This window comes from Chitinophaga sp. NPDC101104 (assembly GCF_050277495.1).
Lineage (GTDB): Bacteria > Bacteroidota > Bacteroidia > Chitinophagales > Chitinophagaceae > Chitinophaga.
The window spans coordinates 233,988-256,091 of sequence record NZ_JBNNSF010000005.1 but is presented as its reverse complement, the minus strand read 5'-3'; the positions used below and the strand labels follow the sequence as shown (position 1 = coordinate 256,091).

At 55.1% G+C, this 22,104-nt stretch carries 20 protein-coding genes and 1 tRNA gene; 6 read left to right on the top strand and 15 right to left on the bottom strand.

Annotated features, from left to right (window positions below; translation table 11 throughout):
* The first annotated feature begins 19 nt into the window (after positions 1-19).
* Complete coding sequence (locus ACQKLP_RS26355; protein ID WP_427326193.1) at positions 20-472, top strand: DUF4265 domain-containing protein; 453 nt, start codon at positions 20-22, stop codon at positions 470-472.
* A 6-nt stretch (positions 473-478) separates the two neighbouring features.
* Here the strand turns inward: ACQKLP_RS26355 and ACQKLP_RS26350 are convergent, their stop codons facing one another.
* Entirely contained in the window at positions 479-1,693 is a 1,215-nt protein-coding gene (locus ACQKLP_RS26350) for a hypothetical protein (RefSeq protein ID WP_427326191.1), read from the bottom strand.
* A gap of 89 nt (positions 1,694-1,782) precedes the next feature.
* Positions 1,783-2,124 carry a DUF488 domain-containing protein gene (locus ACQKLP_RS26345; protein ID WP_427326189.1) on the bottom strand — a complete coding sequence of 114 codons (342 nt, stop codon included), beginning with the start codon at positions 2,122-2,124 and terminating at the stop codon, positions 1,783-1,785.
* Between the two features lie 74 nt (positions 2,125-2,198).
* Here ACQKLP_RS26345 and ACQKLP_RS26340 point away from each other — a divergent pair, with 74 nt between their 5' ends.
* Complete coding sequence (locus ACQKLP_RS26340) at positions 2,199-2,639, top strand: YqgE/AlgH family protein (protein WP_427326187.1); 441 nt, start codon at positions 2,199-2,201, stop codon at positions 2,637-2,639.
* Here ACQKLP_RS26340 and ACQKLP_RS26335 read toward each other — a convergent pair.
* A complete protein-coding gene (locus ACQKLP_RS26335; RefSeq protein WP_427326185.1) occupies positions 2,636-2,920 on the bottom strand; it encodes a hypothetical protein in 285 nt (94 codons plus the stop codon). The genes ACQKLP_RS26340 and ACQKLP_RS26335 overlap by 4 nt on opposite strands.
* A gap of 157 nt (positions 2,921-3,077) precedes the next feature.
* On the opposite strand from ACQKLP_RS26335, the gene ACQKLP_RS26330 reads away from it, so the two are divergent.
* Together ACQKLP_RS26330 and ACQKLP_RS26325 are read left to right on the top strand one after the other, a co-directional pair.
* Complete coding sequence (locus ACQKLP_RS26330) at positions 3,078-3,434, top strand: hypothetical protein (protein ID WP_427326183.1); 357 nt, start codon at positions 3,078-3,080, stop codon at positions 3,432-3,434.
* 58 nt (positions 3,435-3,492) lie between these two features.
* Positions 3,493-4,113, top strand: a complete 621-nt coding sequence (locus tag ACQKLP_RS26325; RefSeq protein WP_427326182.1) for a hypothetical protein — start codon at positions 3,493-3,495, stop codon at positions 4,111-4,113.
* On the opposite strand, the gene ACQKLP_RS26320 is transcribed toward ACQKLP_RS26325, so the two are convergent.
* The 3 genes from ACQKLP_RS26320 to ACQKLP_RS26310 form a co-directional block, all read right to left on the bottom strand.
* Positions 4,106-4,405 (bottom strand): Rieske (2Fe-2S) protein, encoded by a 300-nt coding sequence (locus tag ACQKLP_RS26320; RefSeq protein WP_427326180.1) that lies wholly within the window; start codon positions 4,403-4,405, stop codon positions 4,106-4,108. The genes ACQKLP_RS26325 and ACQKLP_RS26320 overlap by 8 nt on opposite strands.
* The gene (locus ACQKLP_RS26315) at positions 4,378-4,896 is read right to left on the bottom strand and encodes a DUF2231 domain-containing protein (protein WP_427326178.1); all 519 of its coding nucleotides are present in this window, start codon (positions 4,894-4,896) and stop codon (positions 4,378-4,380) included. The genes ACQKLP_RS26320 and ACQKLP_RS26315 overlap by 28 nt, the downstream gene beginning before the upstream one ends.
* Positions 4,897-4,967: 71 nt before the next feature.
* Positions 4,968-5,237 (bottom strand): hypothetical protein, encoded by a 270-nt coding sequence (locus ACQKLP_RS26310; RefSeq protein ID WP_427326177.1) that lies wholly within the window; start codon positions 5,235-5,237, stop codon positions 4,968-4,970.
* Positions 5,238-5,387: 150 nt separating this feature from the next.
* Between ACQKLP_RS26310 and ACQKLP_RS26305 the strand changes: the two genes are divergently transcribed.
* Positions 5,388-5,783, top strand: a complete 396-nt coding sequence (locus tag ACQKLP_RS26305) for a DUF2809 domain-containing protein (protein ID WP_427326175.1) — start codon at positions 5,388-5,390, stop codon at positions 5,781-5,783.
* A 52-nt stretch (positions 5,784-5,835) separates the two neighbouring features.
* Here ACQKLP_RS26305 and ACQKLP_RS26300 read toward each other — a convergent pair whose 3' ends face one another.
* The 5 genes from ACQKLP_RS26300 to ACQKLP_RS26280 form a co-directional block, all read right to left on the bottom strand.
* Positions 5,836-7,242: a B12-binding domain-containing radical SAM protein gene (locus ACQKLP_RS26300; protein WP_427326174.1), complete on the bottom strand. Its 1,407-nt coding sequence runs from the start codon at positions 7,240-7,242 to the stop codon at positions 5,836-5,838.
* Positions 7,243-7,508: 266 nt separating this feature from the next.
* Entirely contained in the window at positions 7,509-10,721 is a 3,213-nt protein-coding gene (locus tag ACQKLP_RS26295) for a T9SS type A sorting domain-containing protein (protein ID WP_427326173.1), read from the bottom strand.
* Positions 10,722-11,311: 590 nt separating this feature from the next.
* Positions 11,312-11,385, bottom strand: a tRNA-Met gene (locus ACQKLP_RS26290).
* 124 nt (positions 11,386-11,509) lie between these two features.
* Complete coding sequence (locus tag ACQKLP_RS26285; protein ID WP_427326255.1) at positions 11,510-12,556, bottom strand: MFS transporter; 1,047 nt, start codon at positions 12,554-12,556, stop codon at positions 11,510-11,512.
* Positions 12,557-12,776: 220 nt separating this feature from the next.
* Positions 12,777-13,538, bottom strand: a complete 762-nt coding sequence (locus tag ACQKLP_RS26280; RefSeq protein WP_427326172.1) for an NIPSNAP family protein — start codon at positions 13,536-13,538, stop codon at positions 12,777-12,779.
* A gap of 99 nt (positions 13,539-13,637) precedes the next feature.
* Between ACQKLP_RS26280 and ACQKLP_RS26275 the strand changes: the two genes are divergently transcribed.
* Positions 13,638-13,901, top strand: coding sequence for a hypothetical protein (locus tag ACQKLP_RS26275; protein ID WP_341841207.1), 264 nt, complete (start codon positions 13,638-13,640; stop codon positions 13,899-13,901).
* A gap of 5 nt (positions 13,902-13,906) precedes the next feature.
* Here ACQKLP_RS26275 and ACQKLP_RS26270 read toward each other — a convergent pair whose 3' ends face one another.
* Genes ACQKLP_RS26270 through ACQKLP_RS26255 form a run of 4 tightly spaced genes read right to left on the bottom strand, consistent with a single transcriptional unit; the run spans position 13,907 to position 22,045 of the window.
* Positions 13,907-15,442, bottom strand: coding sequence for a right-handed parallel beta-helix repeat-containing protein (locus ACQKLP_RS26270; RefSeq protein WP_427326170.1), 1,536 nt, complete (start codon positions 15,440-15,442; stop codon positions 13,907-13,909).
* Positions 15,443-15,449: 7 nt separating this feature from the next.
* Positions 15,450-16,760 (bottom strand): IPT/TIG domain-containing protein, encoded by a 1,311-nt coding sequence (locus ACQKLP_RS26265; protein WP_427326168.1) that lies wholly within the window; start codon positions 16,758-16,760, stop codon positions 15,450-15,452.
* 29 nt (positions 16,761-16,789) lie between these two features.
* Positions 16,790-18,613, bottom strand: coding sequence for a RagB/SusD family nutrient uptake outer membrane protein (locus tag ACQKLP_RS26260; protein WP_427326167.1), 1,824 nt, complete (start codon positions 18,611-18,613; stop codon positions 16,790-16,792).
* An 18-nt stretch (positions 18,614-18,631) separates the two neighbouring features.
* Positions 18,632-22,045, bottom strand: a complete 3,414-nt coding sequence (locus ACQKLP_RS26255; RefSeq protein WP_427326166.1) for a TonB-dependent receptor — start codon at positions 22,043-22,045, stop codon at positions 18,632-18,634.
* Positions 22,046-22,104 lie beyond the last annotated feature (59 nt).

Sequence of the window (22,104 nt, the reverse complement as noted above, 5' to 3'; positions counted from 1 at the left end):
GTCGACACAATCTACGCACATGCCTCACGTTTCGATGCTGCTATATTATCACAGCGATGTTACCGGCGATGAAACCGCCGAGACCGTACTGGCGTTGCCGGTAGATGCCACGAAAGGATTTTACCGGATAGACGCGATCCCGTTCTACGCGCCTGGCCTCGCCTGTGGCGATGTGGTACAGGCCACGCCCGACAAACCCGGCGCCCCGCTGGTGTTCCGCCGGTTACTGTCGGCTTCTGGCCATTCCACCATCCAGGTGTTTGTGATGGACGATGTAAACGATGCGGCCATTCTCCGCGAACTGTTCCAGGACCTCGGCTGCGCAACGGCCAGCACCGGTTCGGGGTACTTCGTGATGGATGTGCCGGTGCATGTGGATTACGTGCCCGTTAAAAAGCAGCTCGACGACTACATGTTCGGCGGCATCCTGGACTACGCGGAGCCTTGCATTTCCAGCCGTCACCAGTACTGATCATTCCTAGCCTTCCTTCATCCAGTAGCGGATATTGCCGACCATCCCTGAGCCGGTGTTCCAGGTGAAAACCGTGGCCGACATTTCCTGGACAACCATCACTTCCCATTCCAACGCATTGATTTTCCTGGCATACTGATGCGTGGGGAAATAACTGTTCCGTACCACCACTTTCAACAGGCCCCTGTTCAATTCGAAAAAAGGGAATGCCGCCGCATCGATGGCAGATGCCCATTGCGCGGGGAATACGTTGATGGCGGCATTGACAACCGAATCGGCATATTGCAGGAGCGCATCGCCCGGCTTCGTTCGTTCGCGGAAGGCGGCAGGCATGGCGGGCGGGGCTTCCAGCCGGTCCAGCTGTTGCAGGATAGCGGCGCGGTAGCGTTGCGCGTTTGCCGTGCGGAAGTTCCGTAACATCGTTTGCTTCTTTTCCAGGTCTGCCCGGCTTTCGATAGAAGCGCCGGGGCGGTAACTGTTCCAGATTTCGGTAAACGCATCCGCCAGTATATGGTCCGCCTCTTCTCTGAAATGGACCGGCGTGGGCGCCCAGGTGATTTTTCCGTATGCGGGATCGCCGGGTCGCGTGCGCGCGATGGGCTGCACGATGCCGGTAGCGAGATCGAATTTGAAGGTAAAGGCCATCATCCGGTCGGCCGCCCAAACCTGCCATACCGCCGGGGTGATCCGTTTCGTGTAAATGCGCGTTCCATACCAGGCCCGTGCGGCGAGATGCGATTTCCTGGCGGAGGGATTTTCGTCGTAGGCAGACATCAACATGAACCCGGAAACGATTTGTGACAGCACATGCGGATCGAACACGCGGAAGAACGCGGGCGTGAGCAGATCGAAATTCCCATCCATCTCCGCGACATCTTTCCTGACACCGGCCGAATCCCACTTGATGCGCAGGAGCCCCTGCGGCGGGGGCGCGTACATGGCGAAGCGGACGCGCCGCAATTGCATGTATTCCCCGGCATGGTCTCCGAAAAATTTCCGCAACGCGATTACGAACGCATCGTTGCGATACTGTTGGAATCGGACGGAATCGGGCGCGTCAGCCACTTCTTCCAGCATGTTTTCGTATGCGTAGTAATTTTCCCGCTGTGATCCGATGAACCGGTCGATGGCAGCGATCACGGATTTTTCCTGGAAAGCGGGCGCGTTCTGCGCAAATGCTATGCAAGGCAGCAGAACTACCACCCAAAGCAATCTTTTCATGTAAGCATGGTTAACGGGTACAAAATAAGGGATTTGGCGGAAGGGAGGTTTGATTTCCGCGGTCGTTGTTGCGTGGATGAATGTGCTTATTATTTGGACAACAGTTCCTGCAGCACGACGGCCTGGTTGTGTTGCTCGTCGCGCGCGCCGTAGAGCAGGGTTACGGTTTTGTGTTTGCGGATTTCCGGGAGGAGGGATTCCACGGCGCCGGAAGCTTTCAGTTCTGCGCGGTAGCGTTGCTCGAATTCGGTCCAGTTACCGGCATCGTGATGGAACCATTTCCGCAGGTCGTTGGACGGGGCTACATCTTTCGCCCACAGATCGATCTGCGCGTTTTCCTTTTTGATGCCGCGGGGCCAGAGGCGGTCTACCAGGATGCGGAAGCCGTCGGTTGATGCCGGGGGCTCGTAGATGCGTTTGGTTTTGATCATATTTTGTAAACGTTGTGCGATGTCAAAAATTGGGTGATAGCGCTGGATGTGCGAAAGCGTCTTACCTTTGCCGCATGCAAGCGGGTCAATTCATCAGCAGTACGCCGGCGCTGGAAGGCACTGTTTTCGAAAATACGGTGATTTTCATTGCCGAATATAACGATAAGGGCGCACTCGGCTTCGTGACGAACCAGCCGTTTTCGCGGGGGCTCAACGAGCTGGAGGAGTTCAGGCATGGGAAAGCGTTCCCGTTGTACCTGGGCGGGCCGGTGGACCGGGAGCACCTGTATTTCGTGCATCGCCGGGCAGATCTCATTGCCGGGGGCGCGGAAGTGGATGGAAAGACCTTCTTTGGCGGGGATTTCAAAACGGCGGTGGCGCTCATCAACCAAAACCTCCTCACCGAGCGCGACGTCCGCATTTTCATCGGGTATTGCGGCTGGGATAAGGGGGAGCTGGATGCCGAGATTGCCGAGGGCAGCTGGAATCTGCTCGAAGCGGCCACGCTTTTCTAAACCCGGAATTCCCATTTTTTATCATTCCTGCCCGCCAGGCGGAATGCAGCGACGATGCCATTTTCCACACCGGTTACCGTCAACAGGAAAGTTTCCTCCCGCGCAAAATTATACGTGATTTCCAGGATTTCCTTTTCGCCCTGCGGTGCGCGTTTCCACGTTCCAACCTTCTCCCATCCTTCCCCAATCCAAACCATGCCGCTTCCACGCGATTCCGGCGAGAACCGGATGCGCTGGCCGGAAAGGGCGTCCTTGTATTCCGAAGTTGAAAATGGCAACATGATTAGGGTCATTTCGTAATGTATGATAAATTACAAAAATATTTGAATATCAATGCGTAAGGAGCTTTTCTTTTACGGAAACCGGACAATAGCGGTGGCCGGTCCGGCGTTAGATTTGCGACAGTAACCATATCTGCTCCACTTCAAAACCTCCATCATGCCGAGCAGCATTTCCATCCTCGTTTTATCTGCCATTGTGCTATGCAGTTGCAACGGCGGCATGCGGTCTGCCTTCCAGCGGAAAGAACGGGTGTACCAACCGCCCCGGCTTGGCGCGGAATACCGGTTCGAAGACGGGCTCCGGCGGCAGAAGCACCCGCAAAACCTCTGGAGCAAAAAGGAACGGAAGGAAATGGAAAAAATGGGCCGCTACACCCCTAAAACTACCGATGCGCCCAGCACCCGCATTTCGCCCATGCAGGCAGACAGCCTACTCACCGGGAAAACCCGCGATACCACGCAAAACACCACCACTGCGCCCGCCGATACTGTGCAACGGAAACAGGAGCCCTGATCCCTTTGCCAATCCCCTCTTTTATCGTATCATTGAATAAATCCCTATCCCCTGGCTTATGACGATTGTCTTCATCATCCTCGCGATCCTGGCTGTCATCGCCGGTTTGCTTGGTCTTGTTTACCTCAAACGCCTCCGGCAACGCCGGCAACTGGTCCGCAAAAAAATGCAACGCATCACGAAACTGGTGGAGCAGCTGGAAAGCGGCCGGGAGCTCGATTCCCACGATGTGCTGCCTTTCGCCGCGAATCCCGCCACGCGGGTGATGGCCTTTGCGCTGCTGCATCATTTCGACCTGAAATATCTCTTCCCGCAAAACCTCCATACACAGGTGAAAGCCGCCGAAAGCCACCTCGCCAACTGGCTGGAATTCCCTACGGAGCTCGACGCCTTCCCCGACGAGATGGAATACCTGCAAACCCCATCCATCGACGTCGACGGGACTGGGCAGCAGTACGTGCAATATGAAGTTTTCAGGTTCCGTGTGCGGCCGCCGCACTGGGCGGCAGATAGAGACTGGATGCTGGGCGTGGCGGGCCCGTACTTCCCCGGCGGGGAACCTTACGATCATCCGGCCGCTACTTTCAGCCGGCTTACGCAGCAGGATGACGGGATTTCTCCGGAAGAAGAAGCGCGCTGGGTGCATGAAAATATTTACGCGAGATCGCAGGTCAGGTAAGCTGCAGCCAGAGTTTCCCGTTTGATAACTGCAACGGGTAAACGGGAATACCCGTTGTGGCAGGCCCCGCCTTGACGGCGCCCGTGTCTACAAGAAACTGCGACCCGTGCCAGGGGCATTGGACCGTGCCGCAGATAAGGGTGCCGCCCGCGAGGGAGCCCCCGCGATGGGGGCAATGATCGTCGAACGCCGCGAACCCGCTTTCCGTCCGCGCCACCACGATGCGCCGCCCGTCTACATGCACGAGCATCATCTGGTCGGTTTTCAGCTGGCCGTAACCGGCGATTTCCACCCGGCCGTTTTCCGCGTTGAGATATACTTCCTTCCACTTTCCGGCATCCCATACCGGTGATCTACGCCCACCTGGTTGCGCGCCACGAGCGTGCCGCCCATCCATCCTGCTATGACCAGTAATACCACACCGGCGGTTTCCAGCAATAAAATGACGTTCATACTGGCGTCCGGGTTATTGCTGCGGTAGATGAGCGAGGCGATGAAGATAAGCAGTACGCATACGTTGGCGATGCCGTGTTTGGCCGCGCGCTTCTTGCCCGAGCTTTTCGGGGGCACGGTGTACAGGAAATCGATGATTCCCGGCACGGCGGCGAGGAGCGCCGAAATGATGCCCGCGATGATGAGCATTACGGCGATGTCGTTGTAGAATATTTTTCCCGTGAAATGCCCCAGTACGTCGAAAACGAGTGTGGCGGTGAAAAAGGCGATGGGGAAAGAAACCAGCATTGGATGCAATGAATGGCCCTTGATGCTTGCTTTGCTTCTCATGGCTGGAGGTTTTGATACAGTTGTTAACGATACGCTTCCAGTGTGATGCAGCAAAATGCAGGCCGTGCCGGTCAGTCCGCTTCGTCCAGCCGCTGCTTCGCCTTCCTCCGGGCCTGCAATATCCTGGCAACACGGATAGCCATTGCCAGCAATGTAATGCCGGAAATGACGGCCAATCCGCCCGTCCAAACGAAAACGAACAGCCCCACATCATAAAAACCGGGAAAGAGCCACTCCACGAGCGGCTCGGATAGCAGCGTGTAGCCGATGGAAACCAACAACCAGACGATAACGTAGATCAATATGCTTTTACGGAGGCTCAGGGATGCTGTCGCGTTCATAGGGTAAGGGTTAATGGGGAATCAATTTACGGATAATATCGTTCCGCATTATCCCCACTTCGTGTACTTATTCGAAAAATCCCGGTGGAAAAGCCAATTTGGAAATCTCCTGCCATTCATTAACTTTGTATTTCAAAGTGCTTTTTAAATATGAAATTCCGTTTTAACGCCGGTTATTTTTGGTTGACGCTGTTGCTTTTCGTGACGGAGGTGCTTATTGCGCTGTACGTTCACGACGATTTCGTAAGGCCGTACGTGGGCGATTTCCTCGTGGTGATGCTCATCTACTGCTTCGTCCGCAGTTTCGTGGAGGCGCCGGTGTTGCCCGTGGCGATGGGGGTGCTGGTATTTTCGTACATCGTAGAGGTGATGCAATACTTCCAGGTGGTGAAGCTCCTGGGCCTGGGTCATTCGCGGTTGGCGAACGTGGTGATCGGGAATCATTTCAGCTGGTCGGACATGGCGGCCTATACCCTCGGGATCGCCGGTGTGATATTACTGGAATGGGGATGGAAGCGCCCCGGTGCCGCGGAGCCCACGCGATAAACTGCGCGCGGCCCGGCAGCAAGACTCCCATCCCACCCCATTGTAAACTTCCCTACACCGCAGGCCTGATGGCGCGGTCCCTGGCCTGGACCACTTCCCGGCGCTGCATTTCCAACTGTTCTGCCAGTTGGTTGAGGTCGGTCCGTTTGCTCATGTCTATCGGGGAATTCTTCCTCACCCGTTTGTATGCATAAAAACCGTTCATGAACATCGACATAAGGAATGCGCCCCATCGCAAGGTCAACGCTCCGCGAACGATCCGCCTGCATGCGTACCACGGTGAAAACGACTTTTTCCACAGGGCGCGGTGCGCGTTCAGCAGTTGTGATTCCGACATCTTTTTCGGGACGAACGCTACGTTGTAGCCATTGTAGAAATTCCAGTTCCTGTTTTCCAGGATGCGGCCTTCCTGTTGCAACGCGGAGTAGATGGGCGTTCCGCGGAATGGGGTCATGATGCTGAGGAACGGCACGTCGATACCGATTTCCATGAGCTGGTCGGCCATTTGCACGATGCTTTTTTCATCGTCGTGATCGAAGCCTGCGATGAAACCCGCCATCACGGCTATTCCCCGCTTCCGGATAGCCTTTACTGCCACGCTGTACTGTTCGATCCGGTTTTGCCGTTTGTTCGCATCCGCCAGGCTTTCCACCCCGAATGATTCTATCCCCAAAAATACCCCGATACAGCCGGAGGCCTTCATGAGGTCGAGCAGCTCGGGATCTTTGGCGATGTCCATGCTGGCCTGTGTGAGCCACCATTTTTTCAGCGGTATCATTTCACGGAGCAGTTCGCGGATAAATGGCCGTCGGATGGTAAGATTATCATCCCAAAACCAGACGATTTTCCGCTGCCACCACCAGGGAAAACGGTCGTAAGACGCATCGCGTACCACATCTGCCACCGGCCTGAGCCGGAATCCGGGGTTCAGTGAGGGAACGGTGCAGAAGGAGCATGAAAAGGGGCAGCCCCTGGTGGCCTGGATGACTTTTTTGATGAAGAAGCGATTGGGCAGGAGATCGTACCGCGGCGTGGGCAGCGATTGCATGTCGCAAGGCGTGCCTTTGTAGATGGTTTTCAGTTCTCCTTTTTCCAGGTCTGCCAGCAGCGCGGGCCAGGCGCTTTCGGCTTCGCCGGTGACCACGGCGTCGAAATACCCGAGGGCTTCGTCGGCGCAATAGGTGACGTGCGGACCGCCGGCAACGACGGTCTTCCCTCTCTTCCGGAATTCCGTGGCGAGTTGATAGGCGGGGATGGCGAAGCCGCTGAAAAACGAGATGGCGATGAGGTCGGCATCCGAGTCTGGCGGGATGGGGTCTACCTGTTGGTGAAATACGCGCACCGTATGATGGGCGGGCGTGATGGCGGCGAGATGGATCCCTGTGATGGGCGGCACGAAATCGCGTTCGTGGCCGAATTCATAACGCTGGAGATAGGCGATGATGATGTCTATTTTCATAAACCACCGGCTTTGAGGTGAGGTAACTTGAACGGTACAAAGATAACTCACTTTGTAATTCAAAGTGCTTTTTATTTCGGAATTATTTTTGATTCTATCTACCGATGGATTTTGATTCTGGGATTCTGGGATTCTAGCTTTGTCGATACGCCATTATAAATTTTCATACCCCAATATTCCTATTTGTCAATATTTCACGAAATAGAAAGCCCGATAACCAAGTGTTGGGTTACCGGGCTGGTATAGTCGCAGCACATTCCGCCAGCTTACTTCACTATTACGATCGATTTGGACGTCCAGATTCTGCCGTTATAAATCTGTATCAAATAATTGCCGGACGCTAAACCGGACACATCAATCTGTACGGACCTACTTTCGGCGCCGTACCTAATGTGCTGCATGGTCTTGCCTTGAATATCGGTAATTTTGACTTCCAGAATTTGCTCGATATATGGCTCTTTTACCATGGATTGCCGCTGTTGCACAACGGCTGTTTGCCTTGCCGCCGTTGCTGCGGCTATCTTAATCAAGCGCTCATTGATCCGTACTTCTTCCTCGGAATCAACCTGTACCGACACGATACTTTTGGCCGGATTGGGCGATACAGTAAACGCGCCCAGACAGGATTGGGTGATGAGGTCCCTGCTGCTTGGCAGCGAAGTACCGCATATGTCAACGGCTTCCACCGACAATAATACCTCCGAGCCGCAAGGCACGCCAGACGGCATGGTGGTGCTGCCTGTAGTGGTTGATTTGACGAATGCCCCGTCGAGGTACCAATTGTAAGAGTTGACACCGGTCATAGGCGCCGTATTAGCGATTATTTTACCACTCCGGTCAACCGATACCGACGTAAATACCGGGCTTGGTGAGCCAACGACGATCGTTGCGGTTAGCTGTCTCGATATGCCGCAAGGATTGGTAATGGTTACGCGGATACTTGCGGTACCATGCGCGTTCGGTACCCGCCGCAATTCGATCTGGTTGCTTGACTGGCCAAAAACAAGTGTAATAAGCGATGGAGACAGGTTTTCCCATACGATTTGAACACCCTGGCTGGTAATGTCCACCCAATATATTGCTGAAGTACACAGCTTATTAGTACCGTGAATTTGTGTGGTATTGGCGCAGGTTTGTTCACAATCGGAATTTGCGAAAGCCCCGAGAATTTTTCGCACGATATAAACGCTCGCCTGATTGGATATGGGACCATTATGATACTGGTTCCAGTCGTTAAAACGCCAATCCGGATCCTGCGACGATAATGCTTCATCGTTATCACCCTGGCAAAAAATATTCGCATCGCCACAATCGGACGTATAAGTATGCACGAAGTCGAACGGAGAAAGGGCTGGGTTAGTTAACTGGTTCCCCGTAGTAGATTGCGCCGGCGTGATAAAGTTATCAATATTGAAAAACATATTACCGCTTTGCCACTGGTTGCTTGCGCTATAACCTTGGTTCGTGAGATCGAGAGCGCTCGCGGTGGGAATAAAATTATGCCCGTGATGTCCCATGTTCGTTGCCTCCCTGCCTAATCCACGACTGAGGTTGAATGACGCCATGAACTCCGTCTGGGAAGCTTCGTAGCTCCCCGGTGCATCGTCGTACGGATAGACGCCGTTCAGTTTGAAGTTTCTTACGCGAATATCGGGAAGGAGCGCTGGTACGAAAATTCCGAAGATCCTGCGGACGGAATGCCCCGAAAATCTGTAACGGGCTATATACTCTGTTGCGCCTTCGGGCACTGCATATGCTGCACATTGCAAATTCACCAGCACATACCCGATCTGCCCGTCGAAGAGTTTGTGACCAGGCCCGAAATTGCCGAACTGGACGCCGTTTCCGGCGTTGCGAGTGCCCGCAGTATTGTTGCCTCGTCCTTTCGATATACCATGACAGACAGCCTGCTGCGGATATCCTTTTGCAGCGAGCTGCGAGGCGAATTTGGCTCGAACCGGGTTAAGGGTGAACGGCAGTGCGTATGAGCAGTCATAATTGGCCATAGTGACAAGCATCTGCTGTGCGGCGGGGCTATCATATGATTCCAATAATGCTTTCAAGTCGCCGGCAATCGGCTCTCCGGAAGGCCAGTTCCATCGCAGAAAAGGAAAGTCGGTAATCATTTCACGCATAATATATTGTAGCCCCAATGGAATATTGGCGCCCTGATGCGGCGCGTCATAGCTGAAGTAATGCGCAATTTTATGATCGATGCCGCGATCTTCCATATCTTTGAGGCACCAACGGGCAATGAGCCCTCCCATGCTAAACCCGATTACAGATCCTCTGAAGGTCCCGGTTTTATTCTGGTTCACCCAGTTGATGACCCGCTCCAGCACTGCAGCGTTGTTTTCTATGAAGTCTCGCGGCCTCCGAAGGTTCACGAACACGATGTCGTGCCCTTGCGAGAACAACCTTGTCAGGAAGTTGAATTGATTATACATATTGAACTGGTCGCCCAATCCGACATTATCGATCACGTCAAACCCTTCCAGAATGATCACCGGACGGTCGAAGATTTTATCACAACTCAGCATTACCTGGATATCTGCGCCTGGCCTAATGTCTGAATCACCTTGGGTAAAAATGTCATCGCGCAGGCAGAGGGACGTTGTCCTTAATGCGGTGGAAGCTTTGGGATCCAGATATTGGTCTATACTGGTAAATACAGGATCAACGTCGAAACTTACACTTTGGTCTGCCTTGAAGAAGAAGGAAGGCCGGGTATAGTGGATCAGGGATTTGGCGGTGCGAGTACCGCTTGTGGTTTGGATGGTAGCCGTGATATATTTTGTGCCACTCGTGCTGTAATACACACCCACACTGTCGCCCTTGTTGATTGACCGGGCGCCGGCCCCATCACCAAAATCCACAGACACGGCCGTAATGCCCGGCATCAGCCAACATTCTGCCGGAAATGTAAATCCCAATGCCTCTGAAGAGGTGATAGACATTTCGAACGGAGCAAACAGGAATAGCTCTTTATTAAGATACGGACTTGCCGTTCGGTTGGGAACATCCATTAGCCGCTTTTCATCCGCGGATACTGCTAGTAAGTTCGCCGAAAGTGCGCCAGGGCTCACCCGCTGATATCCCTGTCGAAGGAAGACAAAAGGAATTGCTCCACTGCGTTTGCGCCGGTTGGCAATAAGGTAAAGGCTGTCTGTCGGGATCAGCGTGCCATTGGAATTGACTTTCGCCATCTCCAGGATATTGTATAGGTAGAGAAAGTCGCGATACGAACGGATCGTATCTCCGGGTGTTCCCACACCGTCATACTTTTCGCTGGGAAAATCTGCCAGACTGTAGTCGAGCAGATATCCTGACGGTATCTGGGAAGCAGTTAGGTTCAGCAAGCCGAATGACTGGTCCCGGAAGGCGGTCCGGCTGGAGTTAACGGTATCTTCTTCGATGATCTGCGCCTTCACTGTGGCGCAATAGAGCAGAATGCTCAAAATGGTGACAAATGATCGCATAAAAAGGGATATTAGGTATTGGTTAACGTTTTATGGTTTGTGTTTCGGGGCCTATAGGGCTTTCGGTTTCCTAAATATAGGAAAATCGTACTGAAAATTTTAGTCTCTGATTTTCGTACGATAAGAAAGTGAAGAATGCTTGGAAGATTACATGCGCGTAATCTACTGCGCGAACTATTCATAGCCGGCCTTAACAGTTGATCAGATTAATTACTTAATTACCTTTTTAAGATATGCTCCAATTACTTTCATCGAATTTTCCGAGATCTTAGAAAGTGGCCTTCCTGTATCAGCGTCTTCAAAAACGTAAAAAAGATTTTACAAAAAATAAATTGAAGAAGTTTGTGATAAAAAATTATTTGCGGTTTGTGTTAAGAGCGATAAAGTGAAAAAAGAACCACAGATAACCAAGTCCTGCATTATCGGATTTTCATGATTATCCCGCCGAAGCGAGATTGCATGTTGAAATATCATTTGAGCCTTAAGAAACTGTCGATAGGGAATCTAACGGAAATTGGTATCATCATTTCAAATAAAACTAAAAAGAAAAACCCGACAACAAATTGACTATCAATTGTTATCGGGCTGTGTAGCGAGAGAGGGAGTTGAACCCTCGACCTCAGGGTTATGAATCCTGCGCTCTAACCGCCTGAGCTATCTCGCCGGTTCGATCCTGATCCGTTACCGGTTGTTCAAAATCGGAGTGCAAAGATAACGGCTATCCTTTAAAAGTCAAAAAAAATCATGGAAAAGTTTTACGGTCCCTGAAAGACACGCCCCGCAAGGGTTTAATGCATCCGCCGCAGCATTGCGCCCCCCAGCACCAACATCCACATCCACCCCGAAAGCGCCACCGTCGTCAGGAATTGAATCCCCAACTCCCTCACCACCCAGTCCATCCAGATATCCACCAGCAACCGGCCCGTCACCGCGACAGACAACACCACACCGAACACCATCCCCGACCGGCCAGGATAACGCTCCCCCAACCATCCCAACATGATCGGAAACCCTCCCCCCAAACCCCCTCCCATCAATATCATCCCCATCCCCACCGGCAAAAATCCTCCGCCCACCTTCAACAACAAAATTCCCGCCGGCAACAACAGCATACTCACTGCCAGCAGCTGTCGCGCAGGAACGCTCCGGAATACACTGCCCGCCAGCATCCGCATCACCGTAAACCCCGCAGCGTACAACGTAAGCCCATACAGCGCGTCGCGCTCCTTCATGCCGTGGCCGGCCATTACATACATCATCGACCAGTTATATAAAACCGTCTCGAAACCGGCCTGCAAAAACAAAAACCCTCCCGTAAGCCATACCGCCGGATCCCGCAGCCAGCGCCCCTCTCCGGATGGCCGGCGCGCCGGGAAACGGATCCACACAAACAACCATGCGAGCCCGAAGGCCAGCCACGCCATCCACCGCAATACGCCCCTCCACGTCAACAACGGCTTCAAATCCGCTACCACCTGCGGTATCGCGAGCATTCCCAGACCGAAAAACACCCCCATCAAACTTAACCGCACACCCTTTTCCCGCACGGATATGTCGGCCACCACGGCATTCGCGGCGCCGTTCATCATACCGCCGGAAACGCCGATGCAAAACAACCAGCACGCCAGCGCAGCGGCACTTTCCGCAGCCGCCATCCCGCGAAACCCCGCGAAAAAACCCGCCGCCGCAAGCCCCGGCAACCAACGGTATCCCCATCGCTCACTGGCCGGCCCCATCAGCAGCGTGCCCACGAGCATCCCCAGCAGCAACCACCGGGAAAGGGCCCGCATCTCCGCCTCGCCCAGGGCAAACGCCAGCCGCAGGTCCAATGCCATGGCGCCCGGTATCGCCAGCGACGCCCCCAACAGCAGCAGCCCGGCACAGCCCGCCCAGAAAATGAAATGCTTGTCGTAATGGTATCCTTTCCTTAGCATCGGTCAAGTTCTCTGTATGTGACAGTCTCCCCGATACACACCGTTACGCGCCCGCCGTTATTCCGGCGGCAATAAAAAAGCCCCCCGTTCCCGGGAGGCTTCGCAAATAAGGTTGCGCGCGTTAAATGTCGGAATATTCCATCGGCCGCAGGAAAAACTTCTCGTTGCGGGACACGTTGTTCTTGTATTGCTCGTCGGCCTGGAGCTTTTTCCAGTCCTCATCCGCTGAAAATGCCTTCCAGTGGGCATCGCGGTCTTCCTGGTCCATGAAAGTGGTCATGTACATGAGGTTCGGCATCCGGGAACCCGCCAGTACTTCGCCATAAAACACGGCGTTGAAATGCAGTTTTTTGAAGATGCCGATCTCGTCTCCGGCGTTGAACATCTTCACTTTGTTGCGATGATATTTTTCCGTCGGACTTTCATAACTCCGCAATTCGTACACGCGCTTGCTTTTCGGGCCGGTCAATTGCGGCTCCTGCATGGCGGGCATGCCGGAAAACGCTCTCAGCAGTATGGTCTCCAAACGGGTGTAGGGAACCTGGTCGTGGGGCGCGTCGATGTAATCCTTCCCGGCTGAAAGCCACTGCTGGTCGCGGTCGAGGCGCGATTGCAGGGAACTGAACTGTTCGAGGGATTTGAAAGGGACGAACACGTAGATCCGCAGATCGGCCGTATCCTGCACGATGGGCTGAAAAACGCCGACGGACGCGATGCCGTTGCGGTGCAGCGCGGGCAGGTGCGCGGTGCGCAGGTAATCGCTGACCTTTTGCAGCTGGGCCATCGTTTTGAAATGATAAATGCGGATCTCGTAAATCTCGGGCGATGCGGCTCGCGCCAGCATGGAGCAAAGCAGCGCGGCTGCCAACAGGAAATGTTTCATATGGAATTTTTAAAATGCACCGTCAAATTACGGCCCGGCGGGGAAAGTTGCAAGCCCGGCATTTTTATGTAGTTTCGGCCCGTAAACGTGTCCGACCTTATGAAAATCGCTCCAGACAAATGGAAACACTTCTTCGTAGGCATCCCCATGGGCGCCGTGCTCCTGGGATTTTGCGCTTACATCCTCCCTTCGGCCCCAATCAAAGCCGCTGCGCTGGCGCTTGTGCCGGTTGTCGGCATCAGTTATGGATTTGAGTTGTTCTCAAAAATAACTGGCAAAGGGCATTACGATGTAATGGACGCCTTTGCCAGCATTCTTGGCGGGATGGTCGGCATCGGGGCCGTTCTCCCGTTCCTTCTGTAAAAAATTTATTGCACCGCGCCGATGCTCGTTTTTCCGTTCACGACGCGCGGTTGACCGTAGAAATCGACCGTTCCGGCTTTTTCGTCCGCCACCACGAAACCTGCGTTCTTCGCGGGGGAGTTGGCGGGAATGCGGAAGTCGCCCGGTAAGAGGGGGTCTTTACCGTGGATGCTCGCCGCGTCTACGCCGGAAGTCGTTTTCCAGGTGGTGAAATCGGTGATGGCAGGACCGTTGATCGAATTCCATATCCAGCCCGCGGGCGCCGCCGGCGCGAAGTAGAGGTTGTTATCCACCACATTCCCGCTGCCGGTGTTGGTGTATTTGTGGAAGAATAGATCGTCGGCGCCGGCTACCACGAGGTTGTTCCGGAAAACATTATCGAAGCAATGCTCCGTCATCCGCAGTTCCCCTTCAATCTCGCCATAGGCGCCTCTTTCACGGTTATTGCCCACCAGTGTGTTGTTGAGCACGTAGCATCTGCGGGAACCGCCGCCGGTGTAATTCAGGTATCCGCCCATGTAAATCCCTACACGATGGCTGCCGGTTACGATGTTGTTGCGGACGATGCAATCGCTGGTCGGGAATGCGTCGGTTTCACTGACCACACCGATGCCGCGGTCGCAATCGCGGATGCGGTTGCGCTCCACGATGATGTTGCGCGCGCCGTCTACATAAATGCCGATAGCGCCGTGGCCATGCGTGCCGCCGATGGGGCCGGTGGTCATGTCGATGTTCCAGAGCTCGTTTTCGGAGATAACGCCGTTGCGGGCGTAGTTGCGCTCTGGCACGGGGTTTCCGGCGTACCCGCCGGCCGCGTCGATCCCGATGTTTTCGGCGTTGTAAATTTTATTGCGGCGGATGACGAACCCATCCACGAAACCGTTGATGGTGAGGTTTTCGCTGTAACCGGTGTTGCAGTCGTGGATCTCGTTATCTTCCACCAATACGTTTTTCATCGCCACGGCCGTATTGCCGATGATCTCGATGGCGTGGCCGCTGCGGCCGTCTGTGGGCGCGGCATTGTGCTCGATATGATGGATTTTGTTCCGGCGGATGATGATGTTGCCCGAGCCTTCGTCTGCCAACACCCCATTGGGGCTCACCCAGGGCGCGCTGCTGATGAGGTTACAGATCTCGAAACCTTCCAGCACCACGTAACTGGCGTTACGGATGAATACCATGGCGTCTTTCCCGGAAACGCCCAGCCCGGTACCATCGATCACGGGCTGCTCGCCGGGATATGCTTTGAGGGTGATCAGCTTTCCTTCGCGGCCGCTTCGCGGGAAGCGTACCTTTTCGAAGTACTTCCCTCCCCTGACCATCACAGTATCGCCGGCCACGGCTTTCGCCAGGGCGTCGTTGATTTTCGCGTAGGGCGCATCCTTCGTTCCGGGCGCATTGTCGTTTCCGGAGGTTGACACATACAGCGTGCGGGGCCCGTTTTGCGGTTTCGGGCTTTCTCCACCGTTCCCTCCCTTGCTGCAAGCGGTAGCCGCGAGCAGCGCCAGGAGCGCAAATCCTTGTATAATCATCCGTTTCATACTTTAATTATTCAGATACGATCTTCCTGACCCGGTTATTGTTTTTATCCAGCACGTATGAAATACCGTTGTTATCGGTAGTGATGCCCTGTGCGCCGGCGAACTTGGCGGCTTCGCCGAGTGCGTTGGCATAGCCGTAGGCGTTGCTGCCGGCGTAGGTGCTCACGCGGCCGGTCCTGCCGTCGATATAACGGATGCTCTGGTCGGCGTTGCCCGAACCTCCGTTCCAACTGCCGTTCCCGGCTACGTAGATATTCCCGTCATCGTCTACGCACAGCGCCCAGGGCAGGGAGAACTGCGCTTCTTCCGCCGTTCCGTTCCTGTAACCCGCGGGAGCCGAGGAACCGTTGGCACCGAGTTTTCCGGCTACAACGGAGCGCGCCCAGGTATCTTTCGCATATTTGAAGATCACGTTGTCTCCGCTGCCCGAAAGATATAGATTCCCCGTTTTATCGAACCCGATGCCAGCGGCATACAGCACACCGCTGACAACGGTTTCTTCGCCGCCGCCGGGCTTGATGCGGTAAACGCCGCCTGCGCCGGTGGAGCTGTAGAAAACTTCGTTGGTGGCTTTATTCACCGTAACGTGCCAGGGCTCGTGCGAAGCGCCGTGATAGTCGGTCACTACGCCCTGGGGGGATATTTTCTTGATTTTCCAGGTGCTGGGATCGGCGGTGTAAAGGTTGCCGTCTTTATCGATGGCGAGGCCGTAAGGCAGGAGGAATCGGGCCTCCGTGCCGGTGCCGTTCGCATCGCCGGGGGAGTTGGTGCCGGCGAAAGTGCTTACCCGGCCGGAGGGGTCGATCTTGCGAATGCAGGTATTTCCCACATCGGTCACGTACACATTTCCGTCTTTATCGGTCACGATGCCGGAGCCGCGCTGCCAGTCGGTCCCGCCGAAATTGAACATGGCATCTTCGCCTTTGGCGTTGAGGTATCCTGCTACCCCGCTACCGGCAAAAGTAGTAACGGTGCGGGTGAAGATGTAATCGAATTCACCGGAGCTGACTACTTCCTTCCCCCCGATTTTCACGGAAACGGCGCCTGAGCCGCATCTTTTGGGGACAATGGCCATGATCTGGCGGGTATTGCAACCAACGATGGCGAGCTTCTTGCCGTTGATGGTCACTTCCACTTCGTTGGAATCGTTACTGAAATTGGAACCGGAAATAAGGATAGACGTGCCATGCCCGCCCGTTTGCGGGATGAACCCGGAGATGGTCATGGGCACCCCGGCCTCATGCTGCTCCTTGTCCTTCGAGCAGGCCGTCAGCAACACGGCGGCGGCCAGCAGGTATCGTGAGAATGTTTTTAACATGTTTGCTTTCATTGAAATGAGGAATGAAATTACCATCCGGGGTTTTGTACCAGCGCGCGGTCGCGCTCCATATCGCCCTGGCCGATGGGGAAGAGATACATCTTATCTTTCCAGTAGCGTTGCTGCAACAGTTTACGGGTATATAAACCAGTGAAGGAAAAGCCCTGTCCATTGTCCGGCGCATTCACGTCGAGCGCATACACGGCGGAGTATTCGGCTTTCCCGAGCAGGAGGCGGCGGGTCAGCGTCCAGTAGCGGTCGCCTTCGAAGCAAAGTTCCACCATTCTTTCGCGGAGGATGTGCTTACGCATTTCGTCTTTATTGCCCACAGCGCCGCCATACACGGTTTCAATGCCGGGCAGTCCTGCACGGGTGCGCACCTGGTTGAGGTATTTCACGATGTCGGGGTTGGAAGGATCGTATTCGTTGAGGGCTTCCACATAGTCGAGCAGAATTTCAGCATAACGGAAAAGAATAAACGGCGCCTTATGCGGCACGAGCTCCGTATAAATGTTGCTGGTGCTACTGATACGCTTGAGGGGCATGTATCCCGTGATGCTGTTGCTCCCGTTCTCGCGCTGGCCCGACTTCCCGGAGTAATAAAACTCTATCCGGCCCGTTCCGTCCGCGTTTCCGCCGGAAGAGTAACGGTTGCGCTCATCGGGCGTAGTGGCGGGAACGATGGTTTTGCCGTTGTATTGAATGAAAGCGTAGAAGCGTGGCTCACGGTTGGCGTACATGTTCCACTGGCCTTTCTTGTGGCCCCAGCTTTCGGCCTGGTTGTCGTCCGCGAAACCGGTTTCCTGGTAAGTAGATGCAGGATCGCTGATGATGCGCCCGTTCTTCATGGCAAACGCGTCTACCAGGTTCTGGGTGGCGCAATACATGCCGTAGCCGCCGGGCTGCGGGGAAGCGCATTTGGTGAAGCCCCAGCGCCACCAGGTAACCACGCCGAGGATGATCTCGTCGTTCCAGGCGGTGGTATGCACGTCGCGAACGGATTCGTAGGGATTGAAGGAGCTGCCGCCGTTATCGGTGTTCACGAACAGTTTGTAAGCGTTCAGGTCGATCACGGCTTTGGCGGCCGCCGCTGCATCGCGCCAGCGGTCGGGATTTTTGGAGGCCGGTGCCAGGGGCTTACCATCCTGGTTCTTGAAGTTGGCGAAATTGGGATTGCCGTTCCACAGCTCGCTCGCCGCCAGCTGGGCCACTTTCGCTTTGATGGTCAGACAGGTCCCTTTCGTAGGCCGGCCGTTGTTGCTGATGGATTCCCAGGCTACCGGGAGCCCCGCAGCGGCCGCGTCCATCATTTCATTGATGTACGCCGCACATTCGTCGAACGATGCGCGGGGGTATTTGTTATAATCGTCATTGCGGCTCATGATGTCTTTCACGAGCACGAACGGACCGAACTGGCGGAGGAGGAAGAAATAGTAATACCCGCGGAGGAAGCGTACTTCGGCTTTGTATTGCGCTTTCAGTTCGTCGCTCAGCTGGTTGGAGGGGACTTTATCGATGTTCTGTTCGAACACGAAAGTTTTCCGGATGCCGGCGTACATGCTGCCCCAGTTGTTGAAGTATCCGGACGCGGGGCTCCAGTTCCCGGCCACCATCTGGCGTGCAGCCGTGGTGCCGATAGAGACGTGCGATTCGTCGGAAGCGCCCATGGTGGCGAAGTCGCCGCCATCGGTCAGGTACATGTGGCTATAGGTGTTGTACAGGTAGCCTTCTGCGTTGGCTTTGGTCTGCCAAACCATTTCCTCGGTCAGCAGGTTATCCGGCTGTTTGTCGAGATATTTCGTACAAGATGCGAAGCAAATGGCCAGCAGCGGAAAAATTATCTTCTTGATCATATCGGATCTTTGTAACGGTTAGAATTGCGCCCTCAGCCCGAGGGTGATGGTCCTGGAATACGGGTACCTCGCGCCGTAGGAGCCCAGTTCGGGGTCCCACAGTTTGAATTTGGAGAACGTCAGCAGGTTGGTGCCGTTGGCGTATACCTGCAGGTTGCTGATACCCTTGATATGATTGGCGGAGGTGATGATATTATAGGAGATGGAAGCCTGCTTGAGGCGCATGAAGCTCCCGTCTTTCAGCCACCAGTCGCTGTCTACGTAGTTGTTGTCGGACGTATTGGCGACCGTGAGGCGGGGGTACCACGCGTCCTGGCGGGGATTCTCCTTCGTCCAGCGGTCATCCATTTTGCTGAGGACGCTGGCGGTATACAGGCCGATACCCGCAAAAGGTACCACGCCCACGCCGGCGGACGCGCCGGTCCCCGGATCGATCACGGAACCGTTGGCCATAATACCAACGTCCGCCACACCGGCAAACAGTGCGGAGATCTCCCACCTGCGGTAACCGAGGTTCAGGCCGTAACCGTACGACCAAACCGGGAAGCTGGATTTGCCGAGGTAGTCCCTGTCGTTGGCATCCACCACGCCATCACCGTTCAGGTCGGTGAACTTGATATCACCGGGATGCATGGGGCGCATCTGTTCGGGGCTCCGGGCCACGTCGTCGTCGTCGGTGAACAGGCCCAGGTTCCTGTACCCCCTGAACTCGCCGTACATGGTGCCTTCGAATTGCTGGTAGGGGAATAAAGCGACCGGATTGTCGGCATTGATGATCCTGTTGCGCGCGTAAGTAACGTTTCCGAATAAACGAAGCGTGAAATCCTTGCCCAGTTTCGTGTTATATTCGATACTGCCGTCGAAACCCTTGTTCTCCATTTCACCGAGGTTGGCGTAGATGGCGCTGCCGTCATAACCGCCGATGGAGGAGATGGATTGGCGGCCGATGAGGATCTGGCGGCGGCGGTCTTTGAACACGTCCAGCGTCAGGTTCACCTTTTCCCACAATCCCACATCCAGGCCCACGTTCGTTTTGAGGGATGTTTCCCAGGTCAGCCCTTCCGTCCCGAATACGGATACCGCGATACCTCCGAAGTCGGTAGGGTTCGTTCCGAATCCAATGCCGGATTTACCGGATTCCAGGTAGGTCAGGTAACCGAAGCGGTTACCGTCGAGCACGTCGTTACCGGTTTTACCTACGGAGAAGCGCAGCTTGAGTAACGAAAACGCCTTTTGCTGTTCCATGAAAGCTTCCTTAGAGATCACCCAACCTGCGGAAACGGCGGGGAACAGGCCCCAACGTTCCCCTTTCTGGAAGTTCTCGGAGCCGGTGGCGCCGAAGTTGCCTTCCAGGAGGTACTTATCCATATAAGCGTATGTGACGCGGGCCGCGGCGTTCTGGCTGCGGAACGGGATGGAAGTTTTCAGGTCGCCGGCGCTGCCGATCACGCGGTTGCGGATCGCGCCCACGACCATGGCTCCGATGGTATGCTGACCGATGGTGCGGTCGTAATTAAGGTTCCCTTCCAGGTACATCATCCTTTCCCCCGAAGAAGACGATCCATATCCCAGGAACCGGTCGCCGAAGCGCGTTTGCGTAAGCACGAGGTTGCCGTTCGCATCGCGCCGGTTGGCATACCACAGATCGTTCAGGCCACGGCGCTGGTTGGAGAATTCGCCGTAGGAGTCGAACGAGAACCGGCCGGTAGCCGAAAGCCCGTGCAGTACCCCGTCCAGGTTCTGCGTGAGGGAAAGCACCGATTGCACGGAAGGTTTGAATTCCGTAGCGTACCCCTGGTTCTGCACGAGGTTAAAGGGATTCACACCGGCGGTATTCGGCGGGCCGGCCGCAAAACCGCCAGGGTATTCGATCGGGTAAGCGATCGGATTGGTGGCGTATGCCGCGTACCAGATATTACCGGCCGAAGCGCCCGGGTAGCGGCTGTTGACGAGCATCGCCGCGAGGTTCAGGGATAAGGTGGTAGTTTTGGTCACATTGAGGTCCACATTGCTGCGGAAGTCGTAACGTTTGAAATTCAGGTTGGGATTATAACCGTTCTTTTTCGATACGTCGTACTGGCCGTCCTGGTTGTAGAACGACATGGACACATAATACCGCATGGCCTCTCCACCGCCAGACACGTTCACGTTCGAGTTGGTCATCGGCGTCCAGGGTTTGTAGATCTCGCCGATCCAGTCCACGTTCGGATAAATATAGGGATCCAGGCCACTGGCGGTCTTAGCGATGGTCTCTTCGGAATATTGCGGCTGTTCGCCCATGTTGGTGCGCGCTTCGTTATACAGTTGCATATATTTCACGCCGTCCACCATTTGGGGGAGCCTGGTGAGGCCGTTAACGCCGGCTTCCGCCTTGGCAGCTACTTTCGGCTTCCCGGCTATTCCGCGTTTAGTGGTGATGATGAGCACGCCGTTCGCCCCTTTGGCGCCGTACACGGCCGTGGCTGACGCGTCTTTCAGCAACGAGATGCTCTGGATATCTTCGGGATCGATGTTGTTGAAAGCGCCGCCATAGGTGCTGTTCACGTCGTTCCGCTGAACGCCGTCGACAATGATGAGCGGGCTCACGCTGCCTCTGAAGGTGCCGATGCCGCGCAGGGTGAACGTGGGGTTGTCGTATCCCGGTTCTCCCCCGCCGCTGCCCATGCTGATCACGCCGGCCACTTTACCTGCGAGGGCGTTGGTGAGCGAGGGAACGGGCGTGCGCATGTCCGCCATGTTCACGGAAGCTACGGAGCCGGTCACCGTTACTTTTTTCTGTTTACCGAAACCCACAACCACCACTTCATTGAGCTTGTCCACTTTCGCGGAGAGCGTCACTTTGAGGGTGCGCTGCCCGTTGTAGGCGATTTCCACCGGGTTCATCCCGATCATGGCTACGCGCAGCGTCTGCCCTTCCGAAACGGCGATGCTGAACACGCCCATTTCGTCTGTAGCCGTTCCGCGCGAGGTGCCGTTTACCGCCACCGTGGCCCCGGGCAGCGCGTTCCCTTCCGGGTCCATGACTTGCCCGCGCACGGTGGTTTCCTTCGGCGCTTCCTGCGCTACGGCCGGTTTTGCGGCAGGCGCCGCCTTGCGCTCCAGCACAATGCGGTTGCTGCGCACCTGGTAAGCGAGGTTCCGGCCTTTCAGCACGAAATCCAGCACTTCCTCCAGTTTCGCATTACGAAAATCCAGGTTCAGCCTGTCGTTGTCGTTCAACAGCTGATTGCTGTACACCAGCGTGAAGCCGGTCTGTTTCTTGATCGAGCGGAACACCTGGACGATCGGCATGTTGCTGCCCGTCACGGTCACCGGTTTCTGCAGGGCAGGATCTTTTTCCTGGCCAAATGCGGGGATGAACGCGGAAAACATCAAACATACAATCACCAGGGATCGCACTGCCTGCCGGCAATTGCGCATACATTTTCTCATGTGGAAAAATTGGTTTTGGTTGATATCAAATCAACATAACTACACCTGATCCACCGGAA